The following is a 26336-nucleotide window of genomic DNA, read 5'->3' as shown; positions in this document are numbered from 1 at the left end:
GACAAAAGAAACCCCGTGTTAGCTAGTTGTCACTCTCTAATCCTGCAAATTGGCGTACTATACTGTCTTAAACGACTTATAAGCGCGTTTCAGCTTGTGTAGGTAAAAACCTAGAAATATTGTGAAGACATAAGGTGCACATAGTGCAAAAAATTAAAAATAAGACGCCAACTACGTTGTTTTCTTGCTGTTTAATCTGCATAGATGAAGATAACTGAATACCTTCATTGTCATAATAAGGGGGCCGGCGAAACTTGTCAAGCAAGTTTTTTCGTTTCTATAACTCTGGATTTCAGCGTTATGCGCTGGAATAACAACGTAAGGTAAATTTTTCAACATCCCAAAATTACAGAATTTAGTCTGTTTAATTAAGTGTGAAAGGTTACGATCATGCTGAGTCATTAGGAAAGATTAGAATATACAGCAGCTATAAAAACTGTTTAATAGCTACCCAAAACCCTTATTTCCCACTCAAGTTCAACATTAAATTTATCCTTCACTGCATCTTTTACTCTGTTGCCAAGGTTTTCCAAGTCAGATGCAGTTGCATTATCGTAATTGAGCAAGAAGTTACAATGTTTCTTAGAGATTCTAGCTCCACCAATATTTAACCCTAGGCAGCCAGATTTATCAATTAACTCCCATGCTCGGTAGTTTTTTGGATTTTTGAATATGCACCCAGCAGTTTTTCCTCTTATTGGCTGGCTTTTATTTTTTTTCTCAACAATTTCTTTTAACCTTTGCAATATAAGCTCATGCTCTGAGTTTGCTCCTTTAAACTCAGCTTCAACAAAAATCCAATTTCCTTTTAAGCTATGTCCACGATAAAAATATCCCATTTCTTTGCTGGAGAACTCATATAGGTTTCCATCCTCTAGGTTCACTGCTTTTATGGATTGTACAACGCTTGCGATGTCACTACCATACGCACCTGCATTCATTTCTATTCCGCCACCAACTGTTCCTGGAATTCCAACTAGAAACTCGAGTCCACTAATTTGTTGCTCTCCTGCAAAGTAAGCAAGGTTCCTGAGCAGCGCAGCACCACCTGCAACAATGGAGTTGTTACCCTTACTTTTAATATATGCAAACTCCTTACCTAATTTTATTGTTATTCCTCGAATGCCACTATCTCGTACTATTATGTTGGATGTTGCACCAATAACGCTAACTGGCAGTTCAGTATTTTTAATCAAGTATGTTAAATCTTCAATATCACATGGTTTAAATAACACATCAGCTCGTCCACCGACGTTTAACCACGTCGCTTTAGACATTAAGATGTCATAACGATAGATTCCACGTACTTTAGGTAAGCTTATAAGCATTTTGATTTCAACTCTAGTCCTGCATCCATACCCATTTTCTCCGCATCTTCTATAAATGAAGTGCGCTCAGTGAAGTATATATTTTTTCCACTTGCTAACATACAACAAAGGTGTAGCATATTTTCGTTCACATATTCAGCCAAAGCTGCAAGTGGTGTAAAACATGAACCATTCACTGTCTTCATAAAACTGCGCTCTGATTTCACTCTTATAAAAGACATATTATTATTAATTTTCTCTACAAGATCGATAATTTTTACATCATTCCTTCTACATTGAATACAAATCGCTCCCTGTCCCACTGCACTTAACATAACTTTTGGTGGCAATACCTCTGTAATTAAGTGATTCTTTTCTAATCTTATGAGTCCTGCTTCAGCTAGAATTATTCCATCAAAACTTTGATTTTGCAATCTAGTTGTTACATTTCCACGTAGCGATATTATATTTAGATCTGGTCTAACATTTAACAACTGAACTTTTCTTCTTATTGAAGAAGTGGCAATAGTAGCCTGCTGTGGCAAAGACTCAAGGCTATTGTGTTTATGAGAAATAAACGCATCGCATGGACTTAGCCTTTCTAAAACACAAGGAATTGTTAAACCCCCTGAGAAAAACGCAGGCACATCCTTTAGCGAATGAACTGCCATATCTATATTATTTTCGAGCAATTCAGCCTCAATTTCTTTAATGAATAATCCTTTACCTCCTATTTCAGCAAGATTTGCGTTTGCATACTTATCTCCAGAAGTTTTTATCTTAACAATTTCAATAGATAAGTTAGGAAAAGAGTCCAGCAACTTTTGTTTTGCTTCCAAAGCCTGGGCAACTGCAAGCTTGCTTCCTCTGGTACCTATTTTGACTAGCATATGTATGACTGTTTGAATACCAAACCTTAACCTAATTAATTATTTAAACACTTTGGTAGCGTGTATCGCATGAACTTCGGTTGCCATCTCTCTGATGTCATCCGAGTAGCTGACTACTTGGATCGAGTTTAATTCATCATATGAGCCTTTGCATTTATTGTACTTTAACTTAAAACCAAAAGCAACTTTGCCTTTACAAAATAATAACCTTTTATATGCATAAATAAGCTTACTGGATTCTAGTACTTGCATGACAGCAGTCCTACGTCATACCGCCGCGGTATCTCACATAGATCCCGCTAACAAGCAGCGGGATGACGATTGTCAGGGTGTCATCCAAGTAGCCTCTTTCTTGTCATCCCAGTGCCCAGACACTGGAATCCAGAAAACTTAATTTTAACCAAGTGGCTGCATAATAAAGACTGGATCCCAGACTGGAATGACACCCTACTTAACCGTCATACCGCGATTCATTCGCGGTATCTCAGCCGCTAACAAGAGATCCCGCTAACACGTAGCGGGATGACGGTTGTCGTTTAGCCATAAATATTTAAGAAATTTACCAAATGGAAAAAAAAGGCAAAAGAAGCCCCGGCTAATATCTATTTTAGAACATTGGCGTTTTTTAAGTCTTAAACACTGCAATTTAGCTGCTTTTAAGTGCAACTAACCTTAACTAAAATGTTTAAGAAATTTACTAAGCAGAAAAAAAGGCAAAAGAAACCCCGTGGTAATTAGTGTTCACTCTCTAATCCTGCAAATTGGCGTACTATACTGTCTTAAACGACTTATAAGCGCGTTTCAGCTTGTGTGGGTAAAAACCCAGAAATGTTGTGAAGACATAAGGTGCACATAGTGCAAAAAATTAAAAATAAGACGCTAACTACGTTGTTTTCTTGCTGTTTAATCTGCACAGATGAAGATAACTGAATACCTTCAGTTTCATGATAAGGGGGCTGGCGGAGTTTGTCAAGGAAGTTTTTTTGTTTCTATAGCTACTTGGATAGGTTATTTGGGCAATAGAGAATTTTACAAAAATCTATTTTTAACTTACACTGCAATTTTAAACCTACAACTTATGTACAACAGGCTTATAGTCAAATCTTTTTCAGTATTATGCATCTGTTTATTTGCTTTATACATAACGCTGCCAAATTTCTTTGATAATAAGCTTTTTATTTCGAAAAAAAGAATAAACTTAGGCCTTGACCTGAAAGGAGGGGCATCTTTGCTTCTAAACATAGACTTAGACTTCTATTTTAAGGAAAAGCTAGGCATGCTAGCAGGTGAGATAAAAGAGACATTGCTAACAAAAAATATTGAATCTAACGTACAAAATAGCGAACAAGTAATTGTAACTTTAAATAATATTGATGATTATAAAAAAGCATCTGTGTTGATTAATGCGATAAATCCAAATTTAGAGCTAAATAGAAAAGATTCTTCAATTCTCATTTCGTATAAACCCCATTATAAAAATTCTTTGATCAGTGAAGTAGCTGCAGAATCAATAAACAATGTCCAGCGCCGTTTGGACAAACTTGGCACAAAGGAAGTCAGCGTTCAAAAACAAGGGCAGAATAAAATATTAGTGCAGGTGCCTGGAGTAGAAGACACCGAGCAGATAAAATCTCTGCTTGGCAAAACTGCTAAGCTAGCTTTTCATTTGGCAAACACTAACATAGCCAAGGTGCAGGATATAGATCACGAAACTACTGTCATGCTCAAGGATTCTTTAGGTAATTCTTATCCAATATTCCGCAAAACTGAAATAGGTGGCGATTCGCTGGTTAACGCATCAGTTAGATTTGGTCACTTAGGTAAACCAACAGTGCATTTTAAATTTGACAGCATAGCGAGTAAAAGATTCGCGAAAATCACTAAAGAAAATGTGGGAAAACCTTTTGCAATTGTTCTGGATAACACAGTCTTAACAGTACCTACAATACGTGAGCCAATTTTAAATGGAGAGGGAGAAATTAGCGGTAATTTCACTGAAAAACAAGCAAGCGAACTTGCAATACTTTTAAAATCTGGAGCACTGCCAGCACCACTTAAAATAATTGAAGAAAAAAACATTGGCCCAAGCCTTGGAGAAGAATCAATAAAGGCAGGGGAAATGGCAGCAACAATCTCTATTATAGCCGTGGCTTTATTTATAATTATCACTTACGGCAAATTAGGTATATTAGCTTCTGTTGCGCTTTTTTCTAATGTAATTCTTATATTATCAATTCTCACTCTGCTTGAAGCAACTCTAACTTTACCTGGAATTGCAGGTATTGCACTCACTGTCGGTATGGCGATGGATGCAAATGTTTTAATATTTGAGCGAATTCGCGAGGAAATCAAATCTGGCAAGAGAGTGGAACGTGCTATTGAAGAAGGGTTTAAAAACGCTATAAAGACAATACTGGATTCAAATATCACAACACTCATTGCTGCAGGAATAATGTTCATTATTGGCAGCGGAGCAATTAGAGGCTTTTCTGTCACTTTATCAATAGGAATTTTATGTTCGATGTTTTCTGCAATCACAGTCACAAAACTCCTGATAGAGTTGTGTATGAACCCGAAGGAACTAGTGCTTTGTTAGTCAACCACCTTCATTCCCACAACGTTATATCCTGAATCGACGTGCAAAATTTCTCCAGTAGTGCCACTACTTAAGTCGCTTAATAAGTATAACGCTGCCTTGCCAACATCCTCTATTGTAACATTGCGTCTAAGCGGAGAATTATTTCTATTCCATTCTGATATGAGGTGAAAATCGCTTATTCCAGAAGATGCTAAAGTTCTGATTGGACCAGCGGAAATTGCATTTACTCTGATATTTTGTGGCCCGAGATCACATGCTATATATTTTACACTTGCTTCAAGTGCTGCTTTACATAAACCCATAACGTTATAATTTGGCATAACTTTTTCAGCGCCATAATAAGATAAAGTAAGTAAACTACCACCACCTGACATCATTTTTTCAGCTCTTTGCGCTAAAGCAGTGAAAGAATAGCACGATATATGCATTGCATTGAGGAAGTTATTCAGTGAAGTATTGACATATTTACCATCTAACTCATTTTTATCGGAGAATGCTATTGCATGCACCAAAAAGTCAAGAGTACCCCATTTTTTCTCTATTATTTCAAAAGCGTTATCTATGATTTCTGTATTTGAAACATCACAGTGTAATATTAGCTCCACATTTAATTCATCTACTATCGGTAATAATTTTTCTTTTACTATTTCGTTCTGGTAGGTGATTGCAAGTTCTGCTCCGTGCTCTGAGAGAGTTTTTGCTATACCGTGTGCTATCGATCTCTTATTTGTTATTCCAGTTATTAACCCCTTTTTGCCTTGTAATAGACTTGTCATCATAGAACTATCTGTTTTTTTATAATTTGGAGTATTAACTAGATAAAGTCAAGATATCACTATGTTTTAAAACATTTTTTGCAGTAACTTGAAGTCTAATACCACTGTTAACAAAAAGGCAGCGATGAGAGTTTCTAGCAGCCGTCTACCTTAGATTGCTTTTTATTAAAAAAATAAAGCTTTATTAATTAAATATTATGGTTAATAATTACACTCTTTTGACAAGTAATTAAAATAGTGTTAAACTGCGTGCATAAAATAATTAATGAGGTTGCAATGTTAAGCAGTATTATAAAAGTAAAATTAGAGAAAAACTGTTGTCCTTTTGAGAAATTAGAAAACTTCTTTGCTGAAAGGGTATTTCATATAGATGATCGAAAAGGATTCAAAGATTCTTCAGTAAAGTTAGTTATCGAGTATCCCTACGATTCAACTTTAACTTTAACTCTACCAAGAGAAGCAATACCTAATTCTTTCGCTTTGCAGCTTTTGTCTTCACTTTATAAAGAAAATGCGCTAGCTTTACCTGTTATACCAAATCTCATAAATAAGTAGGCAAATAACTCACAGAACAAATGGTTTTGATCGAACTTTCCGTAATATTACGAATGAATGCACATACAGTATCCTCCAATAAACTAACAGAGTCATATATTCTATTTTTAATGAGATTGTCTTTCAAATATTGCCATAAACGCTCTACTGGATTTAACTCTGGTGAATATGGAGGTAAATAGATTAAGGTAATATTTTGTGGTATTTTTAAACCTTTGGATCTATGCCATCCTGCACAATCCACAACAAGAAATGCCTCCCTTGTTCCTAAATATTGTGACATCTGCTCAAGGAATATATTCATACAATCAGTATTGACGTTTGGTACGAATAAGCTAGAACTCTCTCGATTTCTAGGATTAACTGCACTATAGAGATAAAAGTTTTGCCTACCTAATTTTACCTTAACCTGTGTCCTAATGCCTTTTTTAAACCACCCGTGTCCAATCTTTGAATGTGTGCCAAACCGCGACTCATCGAAGAAAAATAGCTCTTTTTCGGGATACGTGACAATAGTTTCATTAAGATTTTTTTTTAAACTCTTCTTGTTTATTTTTATCCTGTTTATTGTGCACAGGCCTTGGAGTAATATACGAAAAACCTAACTTTTGCATCAGTCTATGTGCTGTAGACTTACTTACCTCAATAGAAAACATTTTCTCAATTATGATTTTTAATTTCTTAGCCGTTAGGTTGGCTCCTTCTTCTGCTATGACATTTTTAATTTCTTCTTGCTGCTTGTAGCTCAACTTCGGCTTTACTCCACGTCCTGGTTGTATTTTAAACGCATTGACTCCTCCTTCCTTAAATCTTGTAATCCACTTCATCAATGTAGTTCTAGTAATTCGGTATATTTGAGCAACTTTTGTTATTCCATATTCTTTTGCAGATATTATTGCCTGTAATCTTCTTCCTATCTCTCCTCTTATGCCGTGCTTCTTTAATTCCAGGTTACACTTATTATATAATTCTTCTCCTATTGCTTTACTTTTTCCTGCCATAACTCCCCACTAATTCTTAAATTATTCTATTTTAGAAATTTTTCTTTATTCCTCTATTTATTTTTAGGAATTGGTATTATATTAAAATATCTTGCTCATAGGGATTTATCCAAAGATTTTGGTGAGATCAGTAAAAAATTACAGGCCAAAATGGATCAAGATATACAAGAAGCTCAGCTACAACACAATTCTGAAATTTCTAAAGAAATTGAGTTATGCAAAAAAGATATTTTAAATGTTCTGGATGGTGGTAAATCAGTATTGAGTGTTCAATTGAAGCAAAAATACTATTCTATACTAAAAAATGATGTTAAAGAATTAGAGGCTGAGATTTCAGAAGAACTAGAAGATTATGTTAACAACACTAACATTCACGAAATATATCAAAGCCTTAACAGTAAAATAAAGAAAATAAAGCATTATAATAAAATAGTATATCGTACACTTTGTACTTCTGGTTTTGTCGCAATGTCTTTATTGATTGTTCCATTGATAGCATTGATGGCATTTGATGTAACGACTAAAGGTGGTGGTTTTTTAGAGGCTCTTATGTATACAGCAACTCCATTTTTGGTTGTTGCAACGTTAGCACTTATAATAGCAGGTGTAGCTTACTTAGCAAGTTGTTATCTAGAGCATAGTTTTGCAAAAGAAATGCAAGACTTTATAGAAGGACCAAAATATGTAGATAAAGCAACTAATACTGAAGATGTGAAGAAATTAGAACAAGAAGAAACAGAAGTAGGCGATTATGGTAAAAAACCTTCGGCACCACCATACGATGGACCTAAGCAGCCAAGATTGTACCCAAATCTTTCAGAAGTACAATAACCACCATCATACGAAGAAGCTTGCTCTACCGTGCAACCGAAAGATTCACAACCAAGCAGTAATCTTGATTCTGCTGAGCCTGAGCAGCCAAAACTAGTTATGGATCTTTTAGAAAGTCTTCCAGAACAACTAAACGCAAAATTGGGTCCTGTTCTACGTCCATCTAATACAGCAAGAGGTGTAATTTAGGGCTAGAGGTTATGATTGTAATAAAGATATAAAAAAACGGACAAGTCAAGTAAAGTTACAAATGTAATTTTGCTTGACTATCCATTTATCACCACCTAAAGCAGCTAACAAAGCCATCTCATATGACATTTTGTCTATACCCAATTAAGTATATCAATAAGTAAGTAAATTTTAATATAATCTTATTATACTTATAAATATGCTGTATATAGCTAACCTAAGTAAGGTTTCCCCGAGTGCTGAAAAACAAAATCAATAGCCGAATTGATATCGGGCCAAAAGCTTGGCAGCGCTTTTTTTTATGGCATGCTTGATGGCAAACCAGAACTTCTCAATTGGATTTAAATCAGGCGAGTATGGCGGCAAAAATAAAACTTTACATCCAACACTTTCTATTAATTTTCTCGTTCTTTCAGACTGACCTTACCCAGAAAAAGTGGAGAGAAAATTAAGACGTTTTTGTCATGAGAATGATGCATCAAATTGTGCAGGAATGCAATAATTAATAGTAGAATGCCTACGTTGTTTGTTATAAAAGATTTCTATGTATTCAAATATGGCAGTTCTGGTTTGTTGAGCGAGAAGTATCAATAAGCAGCTCCCTTTTGAGTGAACTTTTCTGCAACAGAGTTATCGTAACAACATCCCTTATGGCTCATGCTGGAAATGATGTTTTTTGTATTCAATAGAAATTGGTAATTTTGAGAGGTATACTGTGACCCTTGATCGCTATGTAACAGCAGATTTTTATCGGGTTTGCGCTTATTAACGGCCATCAATAAAGGTAACCGTTCACGGAGATAAGGTGGTTTACAAAGTAAGTATAAAAGTGTAAAGAGATAGGAAGCTAAATATGGAATGGGTAAATGACAACAGTGCTGCAAGAAAAGGTTGTAGCAGAAAACGCTAATCTCAAGGAAGAAATAAAAGCACTGATCAGAGAAAATGATAGCTTGAAAGCAAAAATAGTTGAATTAGAAGACAAATTGGGCTTAAATTCGCAAAATTCATCGCTGCCACCATCACGAGATATATATCGTAAGAAAGCAAAAAAGAAAAGTGATAAAAAACCAGGAGGTCAGCCAGGACATAAGATGCATAAGCGTGAATTAATGGCTGCAGACGAGGTAGTGAGATGCACAATTGATACAATTTGTATGTGTGGAGGTAAGATTACTTTAGAAGATGAAATTATTCATCAGAAGGCAGAGTTGCCAGAAATTAAGCCAATTGTAACTGAGTACAGGTTGCAAAGAGGACATTGTAGAGTATGTAATAAAAGAATTACAGCAAATTTACCCGAAGGTGTTGCAAGAGATTTTCTAGGACCCAATGCTAAAACAGTTATAAGCAGCCTTAGCGGCTTTTTTATTAACTCAAAAAGAGAGGTACAGCAAATTTTGGGCAGTATTTTTAATCTAAATATAAGCCTTGGTTTAGTCTCAAATACTGAACGCAGGGTATCGAAGAAGTGTGCATCTGAATATGAGAAAATGAAGGAAGAGTTGCAAGGAAGCGAGTATTTGCATATAGACGAAACAGGGCACAGAAATCAAGGAAAGAGAGGCTGGAGTTGGGTAATAACAAACAAAGCGTTGACACTTCTGAAGGTAAGCGAGTCTCGTGGTAAGAAGGTGTTGAAGAGTTTACTGCCAGAATATGATGGTATATTTGTGAGCGATAGATACGCTGTATACAATTACTTCAATCGTGAAAATAGACAGATATGTTGGGCACATCTGGCAAGAGATTTTGAGAGATTTGCCCATAGTAAAAATGTTGAAGTGAGCAAAATTGGCCAAGCACTAAAATCGCTCAGCAATAAGGTGTTTGTAGTAGATAAGGCAAAAAAACAAAATTTGATAGATAATTTGAGATTTTATCGACTGGTGCGAAAAATTCGGAAAAGGGTAAAACATTTTTTACGTAAAATGACGAGGGTTGCAAATAGCACTCAAGCTTCAAGAATGGCCGCTAAGATGTTACGATCTGAGGATATGATGTGGAAGTTTTTAAGAAAACCTGAAGTGATAGAAACAACTAATAACCTTGCAGAACGGCAAATTAGACGGTACGTAATTTATCGTAAAAACAGCTTTTTCACCTGGTCAGAACGTGGAGAAAGATTCGTGGAAAGAATGTTGTCGATATTTTTGACATCACGTCTAAATGGCCAGAACCCCTTTCAAAAGCTACAGAATCTAGTAGCTGTCACTGCTTAGTTCTTTAATTCATTCTCACAATCCGTGAACGGTTACATTTTGTCAACTTCTCTATTCGTTGAAAAAACAATCTTGCACAAAAAAAGTCAACTCATCTCTTCCAAAGGTTCTATATTAAAGATGGAAAGTCCAGAAGCGATGACGTGTGCTAAGGCTTGTACAAGGAACATTCTTGCAGCGGTGAGGTTTAAGTTGTCTTCCAGTATGAACCGCATGTTTAAATCACTCTTGCCATACCCCCATAAAACGTGAAACGCTTCTGCAACTTCAAGTAAGTAGAAAGTAATTCTGTGTGGCTCATAAAGCCTTGCCGCTGTTTCTATCACATTTGGCCACTTTGCTAAGGTTTTTATGAGGAAGAGCTCCCCATCTGTCTTTAAAAGTGAAGGGTCTGCTGTTGGGAGCTCTTTTGGAGCATTACGAATTAACGAATGAGCACGAGCATGCGCATATTGCACGTAAAAAATAGGGTTGTCTTTTGACTGTTCTTTAACTTTAGCAAAATCAAAGTCCAAGACCATATCATTCTTGCGTGTTAACATTATAAAACGAGTTATGTCCCTGCCAACTTCTTCCACTACATCTCTTGCTGTGAGGAAGTTTCCTGATCTTTTGGACATCTTAACAGGTTTGCCATTCTCGAAAAAATTCACAATATTATGCAGTTTTACCTCTATTTTTGCTTGATCATCACTTAGTGCAGAGACAACTGCTTTTAGCCTTTTGATATAACCACTATGATCACTACCGACTGCTACTATCATATTATTAAAACCACGTGATATCTTATCAAAATGGTAAGCGATATCTGAGGCAAAATAAGTCCAACTGCCGTCCTCTTTCTTCAATGCGCGGTCAACGTCATCACCAAATTTTGTAGAGCGAAATAACATTTCTTTTCTGGAAGTCCAGTTTTCACTTTCTTTGCCTTTTGGTTTCTCCAGGTACCCTTCATGCACCAAACCCTTGTCAGACAATATCTTTATACTCTCTTCAATTTTGCCACTTTTTTGTAGCTCATACTCTGAAGTAAAAACATCATGACTTACCCCAAGTAAGTTCATGTCTTCCTTTATGAATTCTAAGATAGAACTTAAAGTATATTCTCTAATCACCTGATTATCTTGCTTTTCTAGAAGCTCCTTGCCATATTTTTTGGCTAGCCCATTCCCTATCGGTTTTAAATATTCACCTGGGTATAAACCTTTTTCAATGCTGATTTTTTCTCCCAGAGCTTCCTTATACCGCAAATATACTGACTTTATTAGTGTATCTATCTGCGCTCCAGCATCATTAATATAGTATTCCTTAGTAACTTTATAACCAACTTTTTTCAATAAATTTGCCAAAACGTCACCAAATACTGCTCCTCTTGCATGACCAATATGCAGTGGACCAGTTGGATTTGCCGATACAAATTCAACATTGATGGCCTGATTGTTCCCTATATCTAGGGTGCCAAACTCTGTTTTCAGCTCATTTATTTGTTTTAAAATTCCATGCCATACTTCTATTTTTAAGTGCATGTTGATGAAACCAGGGCCTGCTATTTCCACTTTTGCAACTTCATCAAAAGGTTTAAATTCTCTTGCTAACATCCCTGCAATCTCGACTGAATTCTTCTTTTCATGCTTTGCAAGCACCATAGCAACATTTGTATAGATATCACCATGTGCTCTATTGCTTGGAGGCTCTACAATAAAATTTGCCGCACTTGTATTTATGACACCCCTTTGCTTCAACTCATTTAATTTGCTGGAAATTAGAGAGGAAACCTGTTTGAAAATGTTCATTAACTAAAAAGCTATAAGACTTGTAGCAGTATAGCGAATAAGTGGGGCTAGTTGAAGAGTTATCTGATGTAATCTATAGCTAAAGTGACTTAGGTTTACCGACAATTTGAAGAACTGTCATTCCGCTACTCGTTAGCGGCCGCGGTGGTATGACGTGTTGCTCCGTGTCAGCTACTTGGATGACACCTATAGCCCTGTCATTCCAACGCGTAACGCTGGAATGACAAAGAAGAATGGGCTATTGGTTTTTCATATGGTTATGCAAAAGCCTAATCTTGCAGTCTTTTCTTTAATGGCACATGTATCAAAATCGTATAAGCTTATACCATTCCCTGTTCAAAATATCATTTATATAAAAAACGCTGGTACTACATCCTGAAAATCCCAAATTGTTTCTTTGCAAACTTCACAATCTCCTTTTTCTTCTGCACAACTAGTTATTCTTTTATCACTATCAAAAAATTCTTTGCATTCATCAAGTGTTTTATCACTTATTGTCCCATCTTTTTTTACAAGTTTATGCGTTTTCTTGTCAGCAATAATCAGTGGTTGATTTTGAGAAAGCAATACCACTGGCTTATTTTTGTCGATGCTTCCACCTTTGTAATATACTTTTGCGCTTACTACATGAGCCTCATCATCAAAAATATGATTTTTACAATTCTCATACCAATCACCTTCAACATCTCGCCGTATATCATAAGATTCTTTGCAAAGATCACCCTGAGGAATACTAACGCACCGTGAATCCATACTTCCTCTAGTAGTGATATAACTGTAGTCTGTGCCATTCTTATCACAGTTAGTTACTTCTATACCAAATTGTTCTACATAATAATCCCCAGCTTTAATTTTGTCAATAATTTCTGCGCTTAAGTCAGGATAAAATTTATCCAATGCTTTTCTTATGTAAAGCTTAGCATCACTACCTACATTAACATATTCACCATCTTCTCTAGCATTCTCACATCCCCTTCGATTACACCCACTCTCGTCAATTTCTTTAGTAATTTCTTCTTCAATACATTTATACTTAAGATCTTTTTCTAGTTCACCCTTAATATTTTTCTTCAATTCATTCTTAGTCTCATCATCAATTTCGCACTTAAGATCTTTCTTTAGTTCATTCTTAATATTTTTCTTCAATTCATTCTTAGTCTTATCATCAATCTCAAACTTAAGACCTTTCTTCAGTTCATTCTTAATATTTTCTTTCAGTTCATTCTTAGTCTTATCACCAATCTCAAACTTAAGACCTTTCTCCAGTTCATCCTTAATATTTTCTTTCAGTTCATTCTTAGTCTTATCATCAATCTCAAACTTAAAACATTTTTTCAATTCATTCATAGTCTTATCATCAATCTTACACTTAAGATCTTTACCACATTTATCATAAATCAACTTACTCTTATTGACTTTACAATCATCCAACTTTGTGAACAAATTAATTTTTAACATATCACTGACATAGCACGTATCAAGTGGCAATATACGTACATGATTTGCATTTTTTTGATTCGGACAAGAAAAAGTATTCGTTGGCATAAAATATCTCCATTAGTAAATAAAATTATTAAAAAATTAACTATAAAGTGAAAGTGTGTACTAACAATGTACACACTGTATTACTTTTATATAATATGAACAGTGCCTTCTAGCACTGACATATTGTGGGTAGAAAAAAAGGCTTCAGCACTTTTTGCATCTAATATAGAAGAGTTTATTACTTCTACACATTTATCACATGCAGAATTGTCTTCACAATTGCCCACAAGTTTACCATCTATAACCTGAAGGTTGTTTTTAGCATTCTGAATAATTTTTGCACATTCTTTAAACTTGTAGCCTGTTGGCTCTTTGGTCTCAATATCAAGAATATCATCAGTTATTGGGTTGACCGTTATTGCAAGCTTTGAAAAATCAACGATTATTTTAGATTCAGGTTCAGGCTTAAGTTGCGGACAAGGGGGACAAGCAGGAACAGGGGGACAAGCAGGACAAGGTGGTATATTTAAATCTAATTCGGGAAGCTGTATATTTAATTCGAGTCCATCATGCCGCGAGTCAAAGCGGTTATGGCAACGTGGGTCAAAGTTATGATGGTACCGTGGATCAGTTATGCAAGCTGTGCGTGCAGAAATACATGGATCCATATGTGGATACGAAGAAAAATTGTAAGTCATAAAAATCCTTTAAAAAGTAACTATTGAATTATTATAGGATAAAAAAGTTAATGATTTAATAATTCTAAGATTAAAACTAGCATACACAAACTTACAGTACATTTCAAAATACGATTTTAATGTAGCAGATATTAGAGTTGGAAGTTTTACTATGGCAGAATAATGATAAGATTCCAAGAAAGAGCTGTCAGTAGTCAAATTAGTTGTGTTGCTGAAATAAATTTTGGTAGAACTGCTATAGCCACTGCGAATAACAACTTGCTTATCCTCTCAAGCAAAATGTGAAACACATGGGTTGAATAACACCCATGTGCTCTTGGAAGCGCGTATAGCTAGACACGCGTTTATGAGTTGTTTAAAAACAATCTTCTAATAAAGAAACCCAAATTCATCACAAGGATTATGATATGTGTCATAATAGTTATGATATGAGTTAAAATGATTGTGGCACGAATTAGTAGCACAAGGTGCGTATGCAGGTGCACAAGCTTGTGCACAGTTCGATACTGGTGCTGGTAAAGCTGGCAAATTATAACCCGTAAATGGTAGTTTTGGTAAATTACTGTAATGATAAGTCATAATGATCCTTAAAAAAATACTATGAGATTATTATAGGATAAAAAAGTTAATGATTTAATAATTTTGAGGCTAAAATTAGCATATACAAACTTACAGTACATTTCAAAATACGACTTTAATGTAGCAGATATTATACCAATTCCTAAAAATAAATAGAGGAATAAAGAAAAATTTCTAAAATAGAATAATTTAAGAATTAGTGGGGAGTTATGGCAGGAAAAAGTAAAGCAATAGGAGAAGAATTATATAATAAGTGTAACCTGGAATTAAAGAAGCACGGCATAAGAGGAGAGATAGGAAGAAGATTACAGGCAATAATATCTGCAAAAGAATATGGAATAACAAAAGTTGCTCAAATATACCGAATTACTAGAACTACATTGATGAAGTGGATTACAAGATTTAAGGAAGGAGGAGTCAATGCGTTTAAAATACAACCAGGACGTGGAGTAAAGCCGAAGTTGAGCTACAAGCAGCAAGAAGAAATTAAAAATGTCATAGCAGAAGAAGGAGCCAACCTAACGGCTAAGAAATTAAAAATCATAATTGAGAAAATGTTTTCTATTGAGGTAAGTAAGTCTACAGCACATAGACTGATGCAAAAGTTAGGTTTTTCGTATATTACTCCAAGGCCTGTGCACAATAAACAGGATAAAAATAAACAAGAAGAGTTTAAAAAAAAATCTTAATGAAACTATTGTCACGTATCCCGAAAAAGAGCTATTTTTCTTCGATGAGTCGCGGTTTGGCACACATTCAAAGATTGGACACGGGTGGTTTAAAAAAGGCATTAGGACACAGGTTAAGGTAAAATTAGGTAGGCAAAACTTTTATCTCTATAGTGCAGTTAATCCTAGAAATCGAGAGAGTTCTAGCTTATTCGTACCAAACGTCAATACTGATTGTATGAATATATTCCTTGAGCAGATGTCACAATATTTAGGAACAAGGGAGGCATTTCTTGTTGTGGATTGTGCAGGATGGCATAGATCCAAAGGTTTAAAAATACCACAAAATATTACCTTAATCTATTTACCTCCATATTCACCAGAGTTAAATCCAGTAGAGCGTTTATGGCAATATTTGAAAGACAATCTCATTAAAAATAGAATATATGACTCTGTTAGTTTATTGGAGGATACTGTATGTGCATTCATTCGTAATATTACGGAAAGTTCGATCAAAACCATTTGTTCTGTTAGTTATTTGCCTACTTATTTATGAGATTTGGTATTAGAGTTAAAAGTTTTACTATGGTAGAATAATGATAAGATTCCAAGAAGAAGCTGTCAGTAGTCAAATTAGTCGTGTTGCTGAAATAAATTGTAATATATGGTTACTGTGAATAACAAGTAAGCACCTGTTTATTATATTTTCAAGCAAAATGTGAAGCACATGGGAAACCATGTGCTCTTGGAAGCACGTATAGCTAGACGTGCGTTTATGAGTTGTTTAAAAACAATCTTCTAATAAAGAAACCCAAATTCATCACAAGGATTATAACATGTGTCATAATAGTTATGATATGAGTTAAAATGATTGTGGCACGAATTAGTAGCACAAGGTGCGTATGCAGGTGCACAAGCTTGTGCACAGTTCGATACTGGTGCTGGTAAAGCTGGCAAATTATAACCCGTAAATGGTAGTTTTGGTAAATTACTGTAATGATAAGTCATAATGATCCTTAAAAAAATACTATAAGATTATTATAAATTAAAATGATTAAAAATTTAATAACTTTAATTATAAATCTAGCATATCAACTAACGATATGATGTAAATTTTCTTTCAATTCCACTGTATCTTCGACAGTTTTGCATACAACCCGTCTTTACTTATTAGGGAGTCATGAGTCCCTACTTCTTCTACTTTTCCGTGATTAATTACTATAATCTTGTCAGTTTTAAGTGCAGTTGATAGTCTGTGTGTAATTACGATCGTTGTTCTGTTTTGCATTAACTTGCTTAATGCTTTTTGCACGAGGTTCTCACTTTTATAATCAAGGGCAGAGGTTGCTTCATCCAGTATTAAAACCTGAGGGTTTTTGAGTATGGCTCTTGCTATTATAATACGTTGTTTTTGTCCTTCAGAAAGTTTTAATCCTCTTTTTCCTACAAATGTATCAAATTTATCAGGCAGCTTATCAATAAATTCCATCGCATAAGCGCTGATAGCTGCTTGCTTCACTTCTTCATATTCAGCACCAGGTTTGCCATATAGTATATTTTCCATTATTGAGCAAGAGAATATTATGTTATCTTGTGGCACTAAGCCAAACAACAATCTGAGGTCATTTAACGCAATTGACTTAATATTGTGCCCATCGATAGTAATGCTGCCTCTGCTTGGATCATGAAAACGGAGCAGAAGTTTTAAAATGGTGCTTTTACCACTGCCAGATGGTCCAACAATTGATACTACTTGACCTGCCTTTATAGAAAATGATACGTTATTTAACGCTGGCTTATCAGACTGAGATTCATAAAAAAATGTCACGCCATTAAACGAAATTCCTTTTTGAACACTACAAATTTTTATAGGATCATTGGCATCTGCTATAGAGCTTTTCATATTTTTAAATTCAAATAAACGCTCTACTATTCCAAGACCTCGTTGTAAATCACTGATATTATCGCTCAAATTATTTATAGCTCCTGCCGCAAGCGCTGAATAAAACACAAATGAGGAGAGTTCTCCAATAGTTATATTATTGCTTAAGACTTCTTTAATACCAAAAAAGAGCAAAACAACTAGTGAACCTATCACACACGTGATAACTAGAGTTACTAAAATAGCACGCAAGAGTACTAATTTTACGTATGATTTTGATACTGAGTTTAAATACTCCTTAAAACGGGTTTTTTCATTTTCTTCGAGTACAAACGATTTGATAGTCACTATAGATCGAAAATTTTCCTCACTAAGTGATGCAAGCTCACTTAATTTATCCTGGGCAAAGCGTGCATAGCTACGCACTTTTTTTCCAAATGAGGTCATAATAATGAGTAGTATAGGTACTATTGCGGCTGCATACGCAGTTAGGTGCAGATTTGTATATAATAACATGGCAACACTGCCAATTAATATTACAAAATTTCGCAATATGGTGAGTAGGCTGCTATTTATTATTGATTGCAGCGCAGAGGTATCAGTAATGAGTGCTGAGATAACATCTTGTACGCCTGTGTTCTCAAAGAAACTTGGTTGCAAGTCAGTGATACTGCTATATAAGTCATATCTGATTCTTGCGATAACTTTCTCGCTGCCAATGCCAATGAAATATAACCGAGTAAATGCAGTGAGAGAAATGGCTAAAACTATAAGTATTGCAACTAATAGTTTGGTAGTAAAATCGTGCTCTGTGCCAGAATCAATTATGTTGCTTAAGCCTCTGCCAAAGAGGAGGATCGTTAAGGCTGAAAATAAAACTGCAATAAAAGCTATGATGAAATAAGATAGATTAGGCTTTATATAGCAAAATAACTCTCTAATATTAGATCGCATCGTATTTTGAAGTTTCTAAAGTTAAGTATATAGATTTTAGTTTCAGGGGAAAGGGGAAAGGTGTAGCACAATAGCTAACGTCATACCGTGTACAAACGTTGCAATTTTTAAGCAAAGTGATGTTGTTCAAGTAGCTGACACTTGGGGTCTATGTTTTTTCTGGTCACACGCTGGAATGACAAAGTGAGCGTGCGTAGGTGTCATCCCAGTACTCCTTTCTCGTCATCCCAGTGCCTATTTCTTTGTCATCCGAGTAGCCCCTTTTTTGTCATCCCAGTGCCCAGACACTGGGATCCAGAAAAGTTTGCTTGTAAGCAAGCAAACTAGCATAGAAAGTGGTTACAACATTTTCGATGAGATTATATGGAAAACTGGATCCCAGTGTCTGGGCACTGGGATGACAGCAGTCCTACGTAATACCGCGATTCATTCCTACGTCATACCGCGATTCATTCGCGGTATCTCTTAACATAGATCCCGCTAACAAGCAGCGGGATGACACCTCTCTTGGGCTCTTTTAGCTACAAACATTAAGAAATTTACCAAATGAAAAAAAAGGCAAAGAACTCCCGTGGTGCGAGTTTTGACTCTCTAATACTTTAAATTGGCGCTGTAATAATGTGCTGACGCTTAGTTTAAGCGCGGTTTGGCTGAATGTAGAAAAAATTTAAAAGACATGCAGCCGCTATAATTTTATGTAATCCGCCAAAAAATACCCTAAGTTTTTTACTGAATTTTGTCATTGAACCTGCGCAGATCAAAAACAAGTTTTGAGTCATAAATACCCTTATTGTCATAATAAGGGGGCTGGCGGAGTTTGTCAAGGAAGTTTTTTCGTTTCTATTCCCAAGAAAAGTTCGTCATATGGTTATGCAAGAAGTCTATTCGTGTAGTTGTCTAGTTATAAATCACTCACAATTGATATGCTTGAATTATTCTCAGTAAATAAATCAAGCATAATGTTAGGTATTCTACCATCAACTATGTGAACAACTCCAGCACATTCCTCTACCATTTTAGTATATGCCATAAGCCTTCCAATAAATTTTTCTCCTTGAATTTTGCCACAATCAATCGATGCATTTAAATTTTTAACAGATATCCTCCTGCCACCAATTTTATCTATTTCTTCACCTGTATCGCTAAAGGTTATCATTTTAGATGCAGAAACTGCAATTGCAATTGTGCTTGCAGTGCTATCGGCATCAATATGATATGTTTCCCCATTTTTTCCATGACCAATTGGTGCAATAACTGGTATAAAATCTGATTCTTCAATAAAAAATAATATATCAGGATTGATTTCAGTGGGCCTACCGATGAATCCCATGTCTAGTATTTTTTCGATGTTATTTGATCTGTCTTCCTTAAGCGTAGCGCTTATCTTTTCAGCTTTTATTAAGTTGCCGTCTTTTCCACATAATCCAATAGCTGAACCACCAGCAGAATTTATATGCTGAACAATTTTTTTATTAACTGAACCACACAGTGCCATTTCAATGATTTTCATAGTGTCTTTGTCTGTAAGTCTGATACCATTCACAAACTTACTGTCCATACCCAGCATTTTTAACACTGAGTCAATTTCATATTCTCCGTCATGAACTATCACCGGATTTATACCAAGCTGCTTTAATAAGACAACATTATGCACAAAAGTATAGAATAGTGTTTCATCTGAGATCGTTACGCTGCCACATTTAATGACAAAAGTTTCACCCACAAAGCTAGGTATGCTAGACAGCACTTCAAGTAATATTTCTGCTTTTTGTTCAAATGATACTTCACCCTTTAAAAATTCACTACTTTTCATTTTTTTATCTTGTAAACTTGAAAAACTCATCTCTTACCTTGATTATTTTATGCTTAACACGGATGCTTATTTGATGAATTGACACATTCTCATTATTAATCCATTTTTGAGTATCTTCTAGAATGGCATCTAGGCTTTTTTGACTCACTTTATCTATTTTTGTTAGCACAACGTTAAAGTTAATATTATTATATATTAACCAATAAATGAAGTCTTTGTCTATTTCTTTTAATCCTACCTTGCTATCTATCAACACAAACACTCTTCTTAGATTTTTTCTTTGAATTAGATAATACTCAATTAAGTTTAAATATTGTATAATTTCCTCCTTACCTGCATGAGAATAACCATACCCTGGTAGGTCAACAAGTCTGAATTTATCATTGTACATAGAGTAAAAATTTATTTGTCTAGTACATCCAGGTTTAGAGGAAACTCTGGCAGCTTTTTTGCTGTTTATCAGTAAGTTGATCAGACTGGATTTTCCTACATTTGATCTACCAGCAAACGCAATCTCTGGAGCCGACTCATCTGGTAATGATTTCATGTCCGAAGCTCCAAATATGAAATTGCAGCTTGATGTTATCTGTCTTGCCATTATATTCAACTAGAAGGTAGTAGATATATTATAGTGTTATTGCTTGATATAAGAAATTTTTTATTTCAGTATATATTACTTAGTTAAAATACTAGATCTGTGCTATATGAATATAGAGAATAATTTACAAGACTTAAAGAAAAAATTTAGTGATATAGAAAGGAACTTGGAAAACCCTGCCAATTTAAGTCAAAAAGAATTCATTACTCTTTCAAAGGAATACTCTGAGCTCAGGCCAATAATCAAGATAATTGATGAATATAACACGCTGAAAGAGGAAATTTCAGACTTAGAGGAAATAATGAAAGATGAAAACAGCGAAGGTGATATAAAAGAGTTAGCAAAAGAAGAATTTTTCGAAAAGCACAAGGTATTATTACCAAAAGTAAAAGCAAAACTAAAGTTAGCATTATTGCCTAAAGATGAAGATGACTTAAGAAATGCAATATTGGAAATCAGAGCAGGTACAGGAGGAGAAGAAGCAGCATTATTTGCAGCAATGTTATTTCGTATGTATCAAAAATATGCAGAAAGAAGAAATTGGAAGTTCGAGCCAATAAGCATTTCTAATACAGGTATAGGTGGCTATAAGGAAGCTTCTGCACTCATTAATGGAACAGAAGTTTTTGCAAGGTTGAAATTTGAATCAGGAGCACACAGAGTACAGAGAGTGCCAGAAACTGAATCCTCAGGAAGGTTACATACCTCTGCCGCTACTGTTGCGATATTACCTGAAGTAGAAGAAGTTGACTTTAAAATAGAAGAAAAAGACTTACGAATAGATGTTTATAGATCCAGTGGTCCTGGAGGGCAATCAGTGAATACAACTGACAGCGCAGTAAGGGTCACCCACTTGCCAACAGGGATAATTGTAATACAGCAAGATGAAAAATCGCAGCACAAAAATAAAGCTAAAGCGCTTAAAGTATTGAGGGCAAGGCTATACGAAATTGAAAGACAAAAAAAAGAAATGGAAAGGTCAACAATGAGAAAAAGTCAGATTGGCTCTGGTGATCGTTCCGAGCGCATAAGAACATATAATTTTCCACAATCAAGAATAACAGACCACAGAATTAATCTAACTTCACATCGGCTAGAGCAGATTATAAAAGAAGGTGAACTAGATGAATTTATTGAGGCATTAATTTCACGTAATGAAGCAGAAAGATTGGCCGGGGAAAGTTAATCGCTCACATCTGTAAAAAGATCATTAATTATACCGGATCTTTTAAAAACAATAAACAGGCAGTAAAAACAAGTTCTAGTACTATCGCGGATAGAATAAGAACAGCTACACTAATTGCTTGACCGTTGTAAACGTAGCTTGTTAAGCCGATAAAAATAGCCATGATAAAAGCTCTAATGAACGAGACTGCAGAAGAAGCTGTGCCTTTAATTTCAGGGAAAACATTTATTGATGCATTAAAAATCACTGGCTGGCAAATTGCACAACCGATAGAAAAAATAATCATAGACAGTGTTACTAAGTAGAAAGAGTGGGGTACAATTATACTGAATATTACAAGCAATAGAGACCCAATAGCACCCACGCTCGTACCAGAAATTACACACCATATTGCTCCAAGTTTCTGTAAGATTTTGCCAGCAAATAGACTAATGAGTGAGAAGCACCCAACTATTGCACCTTGATGTAGTGCATAAATAGTGCTAGATAAACCAAAAGTCTTCATATACAGAAAAGGTCCACAAGTGATGAATGACATATAAGCGGCAGAAAAGAGGCTTGACATTAAAGACAACGTAACAAACCTCGGACTAGATAGTAGTTTTCTGTAATCTTTCATTATTTTTTTCAAACTGAAAGCATCGCGATCCTTTTTTGTTTCTGGTAACAGAAAAAGCAGCAAAACCCAAGAGATCAAACAAAGTATTGCAACAGTTGCATAATTACCACGCCATCCTACAATTTCATTAATGAAACTGCCTAACACTGGCGCAATTGCCATGACAACTGTAAGAACAGAATTCATGATTCCAATAAATTTCACCGCTTCGTCGCCTTTGTAGCTGTCTGCAACGATTGCAAACATAACTACAGATGTGCTAACACCAATGCCCTGAACAAAGCGAGAAATTAAAAGCAAAAAAATCGACGGTGCAAAAACACAACCAACAGCGCCGATTAATAACAAAGTGTTACCTATGATCATAATCCTTCTTCTGCCATAGCATTCAGACAATGGACCAAAAAACAACCCTCCTATGCAAAAGCCTAGGAAATTATAAGCAATAGTTAATTGAATTGTGCCTTCTGATACGTTAAAATAGTGCACCATATCAGGAAAACTAGGTACGGAAATGTCAATTTCAATGAACTTAGCAATTAGAGACAGGATTAATAGAAAGGATAGTAACATTTGAAATTTTTAATTAATGAATAAAAATATCACATTTAAAGCGTTGAAAGAAGAACATTTTTTACTGTTATTAAAATGGTTAGAAACACCTCATGTGAAGCTATGGTGGGTAAATTGGACACTAGGGTTAATTAAAGAAAAATATGACAACTATGTTAAAGCCCTTACTCTCTGTCCTAACTTTACTTATTTCCTCTTACTTTTTCAACAGTCCGTCTAAATTACCACAAGCAGTTTAATTTTTCATCATTATTCAAAAATATGCAAGGAGCTTTATAGAAACTTAACATAATTTTATCATAAAAATGTCATTCTTAAGTCTTATGTAAAAACAAATTTTGACACTAAGTGAATCTTTTTTAATTAACTATGAGCTGGATAAATTGGAAAATAAATTTTGTTTACTTTTATAATACCTTAAGATCTAATATCACTTTATCAGTCAAAAGTATCACAATAGGCTAGTATGTTCCTTACTCTTTTCCTAAAAATATTACCTATTTATATTACAATATTTATTGGTTATTTATCAGGAAAATGTCTTAAAATTGACAGAAACACTATATCTCAAATACTCTTTTATATAGCTAATCCAATAGTGATTTTATATGGAGTCTCTCATACAGAAGTTAATTTAAAAGTAATTTCTCTGCCGATTTTGATATGGTTTATAGGTAGCACTATGTCCTTATCAGTGTATTATCTTTCTTCTTTTTTATTTAAGGATAACACGAGAAACATATTAGCGTTTAGCTCGGGCAGCACAAGTATGGGTTATTTTGGCCTGCCGATTGCCATGGCTTTGTTTGATGAAGATTCAGTATCTGTATATGTTGTTTGTTATATAGGAATGGCGTTGTTTGAAAATAGCTTAGGATTTTACATAGCTGCAAATGGTATTTATACCGCAAAAGAATGCATATTAAAGTTGTTCAAACTTCCTTCGCTTTATGCGATGGTTCTGGGCTTCTTTTTAAGTATATATGATATACAAATACCTACTTTTTTAACAGATGTTATGATGAATATTAGAAGTACATTTGTCACATTAGGGATGATGCTACTTGGAGTGAGCATTGCAAATATTACAAGCTTTAAAGTAGATTGGAAGCTTGCTTTGATCACTATTACAGCAAAGTACGTATTCTGGCCACTGTTTGTTTTAGGAATTGTCCTTCTAGACAAACATGTTATAGGTGTATACGACGAGAGTATATATAAAGCACTGATGTTGCTGGCTATTATTCCAGTTTCTGGGTCCAGTATAATACTTGCTAATATTTTGAATTATCAACCAGATAAAGCTACTCTGTTGCTTCTAATTAGTACTGCAGTGGGACTATTTTATGTTCCACTAATAATATCATTATTTTTTACTAAACTTATTCTTTTTTGATCAAGCGGTAGATAAAACTTAAATTTACACTAGTTTCTTGCATAATCACATAAAAAACCTACTCTTTTTTGTCATTCCAGCGCGTGACGCTGGAATCTAGTTTCACTTTATGATGGTGTCATGAAAGTAGCTGACACTGGTTCACTCTATAATGATGTCATTCCAGTGCTTGACACTGGAATGACATCATAGGGTAACCGTTCACGGAGATAAGGTGGTTTACAAAGTAAGTATAAAAGTGTAAAGAGATAGGAAGCTAAATATGGAATGGGTAAATGACAACAGTGCTGCAAGAAAAGGTTGTAGCAGAAAACGCTAATCTCAAGGAAGAAATAAAAGCACTGATCAGAGAAAATGATAGCTTGAAAGCAAAAATAGTTGAATTAGAAGACAAATTGGGCTTAAATTCGCAAAATTCATCGCTGCCACCATCACGAGATATATATCGTAAGAAAGCAAAAAAGAAAAGTGATAAAAAACCAGGAGGTCAGCCAGGACATAAGGTGCATAAGCGTGAATTAATGGCTGCAGACGAGGTAGTGAGATGCACAATTGATACAATTTGTATGTGTGGAGGTAAGATTACTTTAGAAGATGAAATTATTCATCAGAAGGCAGAGTTGCCAGAAATTAAGCCAATTGTAACTGAGTACAGGTTGCAAAGAGGACATTGTAGAGTATGTAATAAAAGAATTACAGCAAATTTACCCGAAGGTGTTGCAAGAGATTTTCTAGGACCCAATGCTAAAACAGTTATAAGCAGCCTTAGCGGCTTTTTTATTAACTCAAAAAGAGAGGTACAGCAAATTTTGGGCAGTATTTTTAATCTAAATATAAGCCTTGGTTTAGTCTCAAATACTGAACGCAGGGTATCGAAGAAGTGTGCATCTGAATATGAGAAAATGAAGGAAGAGTTGCAAGGAAGCGAGTATTTGCATATAGACGAAACAGGGCACAGAAATCAAGGAAAGAGAGGCTGGAGTTGGGTAATAACAAACAAAGCGTTGACACTTCTGAAGGTAAGCGAGTCTCGTGGTAAGAAGGTGTTGAAGAGTTTACTGCCAGAATATGATGGTATATTTGTGAGCGATAGATACGCTGTATACAATTACTTCAATCGTGAAAATAGACAGATATGTTGGGCACATCTGGCAAGAGATTTTGAGAGATTTGCCCATAGTAAAAATGTTGAAGTGAGCAAAATTGGCCAAGCACTAAAATCGCTCAGCAATAAGGTGTTTGTAGTAGATAAGGCAAAAAAACAAAATTTGATAGATAATTTGAGATTTTATCGACTGGTGCGAAAAATTCGGAAAAGGGTAAAACATTTTTTACGTAAAATGACGAGGGTTGCAAATAGCACTCAAGCTTCAAGAATGGCCGCTAAGATGTTACGATCTGAGGATATGATGTGGAAGTTTTTAAGAAAACCTGAAGTGATAGAAACAACTAATAACCTTGCAGAACGGCAAATTAGACGGTACGTAATTTATCGTAAAAACAGCTTTTTCACCTGGTCAGAACGTGGAGAAAGATTCGTGGAAAGAATGTTGTCGATATTTTTGACATCACGTCTAAATGGCCAGAACCCCTTTCAAAAGCTACAGAATCTAGTAGCTGTCACTGCTTAGTTCTTTAATTCATTCTCACAATCCGTGAACGGTTACCATCATAGGGGCACTGGGATGACAAGAAAGGGGATTGAATGACAGGAGGTAACGC

19 protein-coding genes and 3 pseudogenes are annotated in these 26336 nt (G+C 35.1%); 9 read left to right on the top strand and 13 right to left on the bottom strand.

Features of this window, described 5'->3' with window-relative positions; genetic code table 11:
* Positions 1-440: 440 nt before the first annotated feature.
* Both murB and hemC read right to left on the bottom strand, forming a co-directional pair.
* Positions 441-1328 (bottom strand): UDP-N-acetylmuramate dehydrogenase, encoded by an 888-nt coding sequence (gene murB, locus WKH12_RS06455; RefSeq protein ID WP_434732299.1) that lies wholly within the window; start codon positions 1326-1328, stop codon positions 441-443.
* On the bottom strand, positions 1319-2197 hold the full coding sequence (gene hemC, locus WKH12_RS06450) for a hydroxymethylbilane synthase (RefSeq protein WP_264688058.1): 879 nt from the start codon (positions 2195-2197) through the stop codon (positions 1319-1321). Before hemC ends, murB begins: the two co-directional genes overlap by 10 nt.
* 1078 nt (positions 2198-3275) lie before the next feature.
* On the opposite strand from hemC, the gene secD reads away from it, so the two are divergent.
* The gene (secD, locus tag WKH12_RS06445) at positions 3276-4793 is read left to right on the top strand and encodes a protein translocase subunit SecD (RefSeq protein ID WP_434732298.1); all 1518 of its coding nucleotides are present in this window, start codon (positions 3276-3278) and stop codon (positions 4791-4793) included.
* Here secD and WKH12_RS06440 read toward each other — a convergent pair.
* The gene (locus tag WKH12_RS06440; RefSeq protein ID WP_434732297.1) at positions 4790-5575 is read right to left on the bottom strand and encodes an enoyl-ACP reductase FabI; all 786 of its coding nucleotides are present in this window, start codon (positions 5573-5575) and stop codon (positions 4790-4792) included. The two genes, secD and WKH12_RS06440, sit on opposite strands and share 4 nt — an antisense overlap.
* Before the next feature lie 273 nt (positions 5576-5848).
* Between WKH12_RS06440 and WKH12_RS06435 the strand changes: the two genes are divergently transcribed.
* The gene (locus WKH12_RS06435; RefSeq protein WP_434732296.1) at positions 5849-6127 is read left to right on the top strand and encodes a hypothetical protein; all 279 of its coding nucleotides are present in this window, start codon (positions 5849-5851) and stop codon (positions 6125-6127) included.
* Here WKH12_RS06435 and WKH12_RS06430 read toward each other — a convergent pair.
* Positions 6114-7128, bottom strand: a protein-coding gene (locus tag WKH12_RS06430) for an IS630 family transposase (RefSeq protein ID WP_434732009.1) whose coding sequence is annotated in 2 segments (ribosomal slippage) — positions 6114-6662 and positions 6664-7128 — 1014 coding nt in all. Because the reading frame shifts where the segments join, the coding sequence is not laid out codon by codon here. The two genes, WKH12_RS06435 and WKH12_RS06430, sit on opposite strands and share 14 nt — an antisense overlap.
* 150 nt (positions 7129-7278) lie before the next feature.
* On the opposite strand from WKH12_RS06430, the gene WKH12_RS06425 reads away from it, so the two are divergent.
* Positions 7279-7959 carry a hypothetical protein gene (locus WKH12_RS06425; RefSeq protein ID WP_434732246.1) on the top strand — a complete coding sequence of 227 codons (681 nt, stop codon included), beginning with the start codon at positions 7279-7281 and terminating at the stop codon, positions 7957-7959.
* Positions 7960-8400: 441 nt separating this feature from the next.
* Here the strand turns inward: WKH12_RS06425 and WKH12_RS06420 are convergent.
* A pseudogene (locus WKH12_RS06420) lies at positions 8401-8547 on the bottom strand (transposase); the annotation flags it as partial.
* 63 nt (positions 8548-8610) lie between these two features.
* Positions 8611-8930 (bottom strand): annotated as a pseudogene (locus WKH12_RS06415) (IS3 family transposase); the annotation flags it as partial.
* A gap of 84 nt (positions 8931-9014) precedes the next feature.
* Between WKH12_RS06415 and tnpC (WKH12_RS06410) the strand changes: the two are divergent.
* Positions 9015-10370 carry an IS66 family transposase gene (gene tnpC, locus WKH12_RS06410; protein ID WP_434732295.1) on the top strand — a complete coding sequence of 452 codons (1356 nt, stop codon included), beginning with the start codon at positions 9015-9017 and terminating at the stop codon, positions 10368-10370.
* Positions 10371-10456: 86 nt separating this feature from the next.
* On the opposite strand, the gene argS is transcribed toward tnpC (WKH12_RS06410), so the two are convergent.
* The 3 genes from argS to WKH12_RS06395 form a co-directional block, all read right to left on the bottom strand.
* On the bottom strand, positions 10457-12163 hold the full coding sequence (gene argS, locus WKH12_RS06405; RefSeq protein WP_434732294.1) for an arginine--tRNA ligase: 1707 nt from the start codon (positions 12161-12163) through the stop codon (positions 10457-10459).
* A 348-nt stretch (positions 12164-12511) separates the two neighbouring features.
* Positions 12512-13708, bottom strand: a complete 1197-nt coding sequence (locus tag WKH12_RS06400) for a hypothetical protein (protein ID WP_434732293.1) — start codon at positions 13706-13708, stop codon at positions 12512-12514.
* A gap of 86 nt (positions 13709-13794) precedes the next feature.
* On the bottom strand, positions 13795-14346 hold the full coding sequence (locus WKH12_RS06395) for a hypothetical protein (protein ID WP_434732292.1): 552 nt from the start codon (positions 14344-14346) through the stop codon (positions 13795-13797).
* Positions 14347-15134: 788 nt separating this feature from the next.
* Between WKH12_RS06395 and WKH12_RS06390 the strand changes: the two genes are divergently transcribed.
* Positions 15135-16149 (top strand): IS630 family transposase gene (locus WKH12_RS06390; RefSeq protein ID WP_434732009.1). Its coding sequence is split into 2 segments (ribosomal slippage): positions 15135-15599 and positions 15601-16149, totalling 1014 coding nucleotides; the frame shifts between segments, so codons are not numbered across the junction.
* Positions 16150-16713: 564 nt separating this feature from the next.
* On the opposite strand, the gene WKH12_RS06385 is transcribed toward WKH12_RS06390, so the two are convergent.
* The 3 genes from WKH12_RS06385 to yihA form a co-directional block, all read right to left on the bottom strand.
* Positions 16714-18429 (bottom strand): ABC transporter ATP-binding protein, encoded by a 1716-nt coding sequence (locus WKH12_RS06385; protein WP_434732291.1) that lies wholly within the window; start codon positions 18427-18429, stop codon positions 16714-16716.
* A 901-nt stretch (positions 18430-19330) separates the two neighbouring features.
* On the bottom strand, positions 19331-20242 hold the full coding sequence (gene argB, locus WKH12_RS06380; RefSeq protein ID WP_434732290.1) for an acetylglutamate kinase: 912 nt from the start codon (positions 20240-20242) through the stop codon (positions 19331-19333).
* 4 nt (positions 20243-20246) lie between these two features.
* The gene (gene yihA, locus WKH12_RS06375) at positions 20247-20843 is read right to left on the bottom strand and encodes a ribosome biogenesis GTP-binding protein YihA/YsxC (protein WP_375316731.1); all 597 of its coding nucleotides are present in this window, start codon (positions 20841-20843) and stop codon (positions 20247-20249) included.
* A 103-nt stretch (positions 20844-20946) separates the two neighbouring features.
* On the opposite strand from yihA, the gene prfA reads away from it, so the two are divergent.
* On the top strand, positions 20947-22026 hold the full coding sequence (gene prfA, locus WKH12_RS06370; RefSeq protein ID WP_253308954.1) for a peptide chain release factor 1: 1080 nt from the start codon (positions 20947-20949) through the stop codon (positions 22024-22026).
* 28 nt (positions 22027-22054) lie between these two features.
* Here prfA and WKH12_RS06365 read toward each other — a convergent pair whose 3' ends face one another.
* The gene (locus WKH12_RS06365) at positions 22055-23218 is read right to left on the bottom strand and encodes a multidrug effflux MFS transporter (RefSeq protein WP_434732289.1); all 1164 of its coding nucleotides are present in this window, start codon (positions 23216-23218) and stop codon (positions 22055-22057) included.
* Between the two features lie 16 nt (positions 23219-23234).
* Between WKH12_RS06365 and WKH12_RS06360 the strand changes: the two are divergent.
* The 3 genes and pseudogenes from WKH12_RS06360 to tnpC (WKH12_RS06350) all read left to right on the top strand — a co-directional run.
* A pseudogene (locus WKH12_RS06360) lies at positions 23235-23378 on the top strand (N-acetyltransferase); the annotation flags it as partial.
* Positions 23379-23684: 306 nt separating this feature from the next.
* Complete coding sequence (locus tag WKH12_RS06355; RefSeq protein ID WP_253309260.1) at positions 23685-24614, top strand: AEC family transporter; 930 nt, start codon at positions 23685-23687, stop codon at positions 24612-24614.
* A 275-nt stretch (positions 24615-24889) separates the two neighbouring features.
* Positions 24890-26245, top strand: coding sequence for an IS66 family transposase (gene tnpC / locus WKH12_RS06350; protein ID WP_434732010.1), 1356 nt, complete (start codon positions 24890-24892; stop codon positions 26243-26245).
* Positions 26246-26336: the final 91 nt, after the last annotated feature.

It is taken from the genome of Wolbachia endosymbiont of Zygogramma bicolorata, assembly GCF_051130665.1.
In the GTDB taxonomy this organism is placed as follows: domain Bacteria; phylum Pseudomonadota; class Alphaproteobacteria; order Rickettsiales; family Anaplasmataceae; genus Wolbachia.
This window is presented reverse-complemented; position numbering and strand designations above follow the sequence as displayed.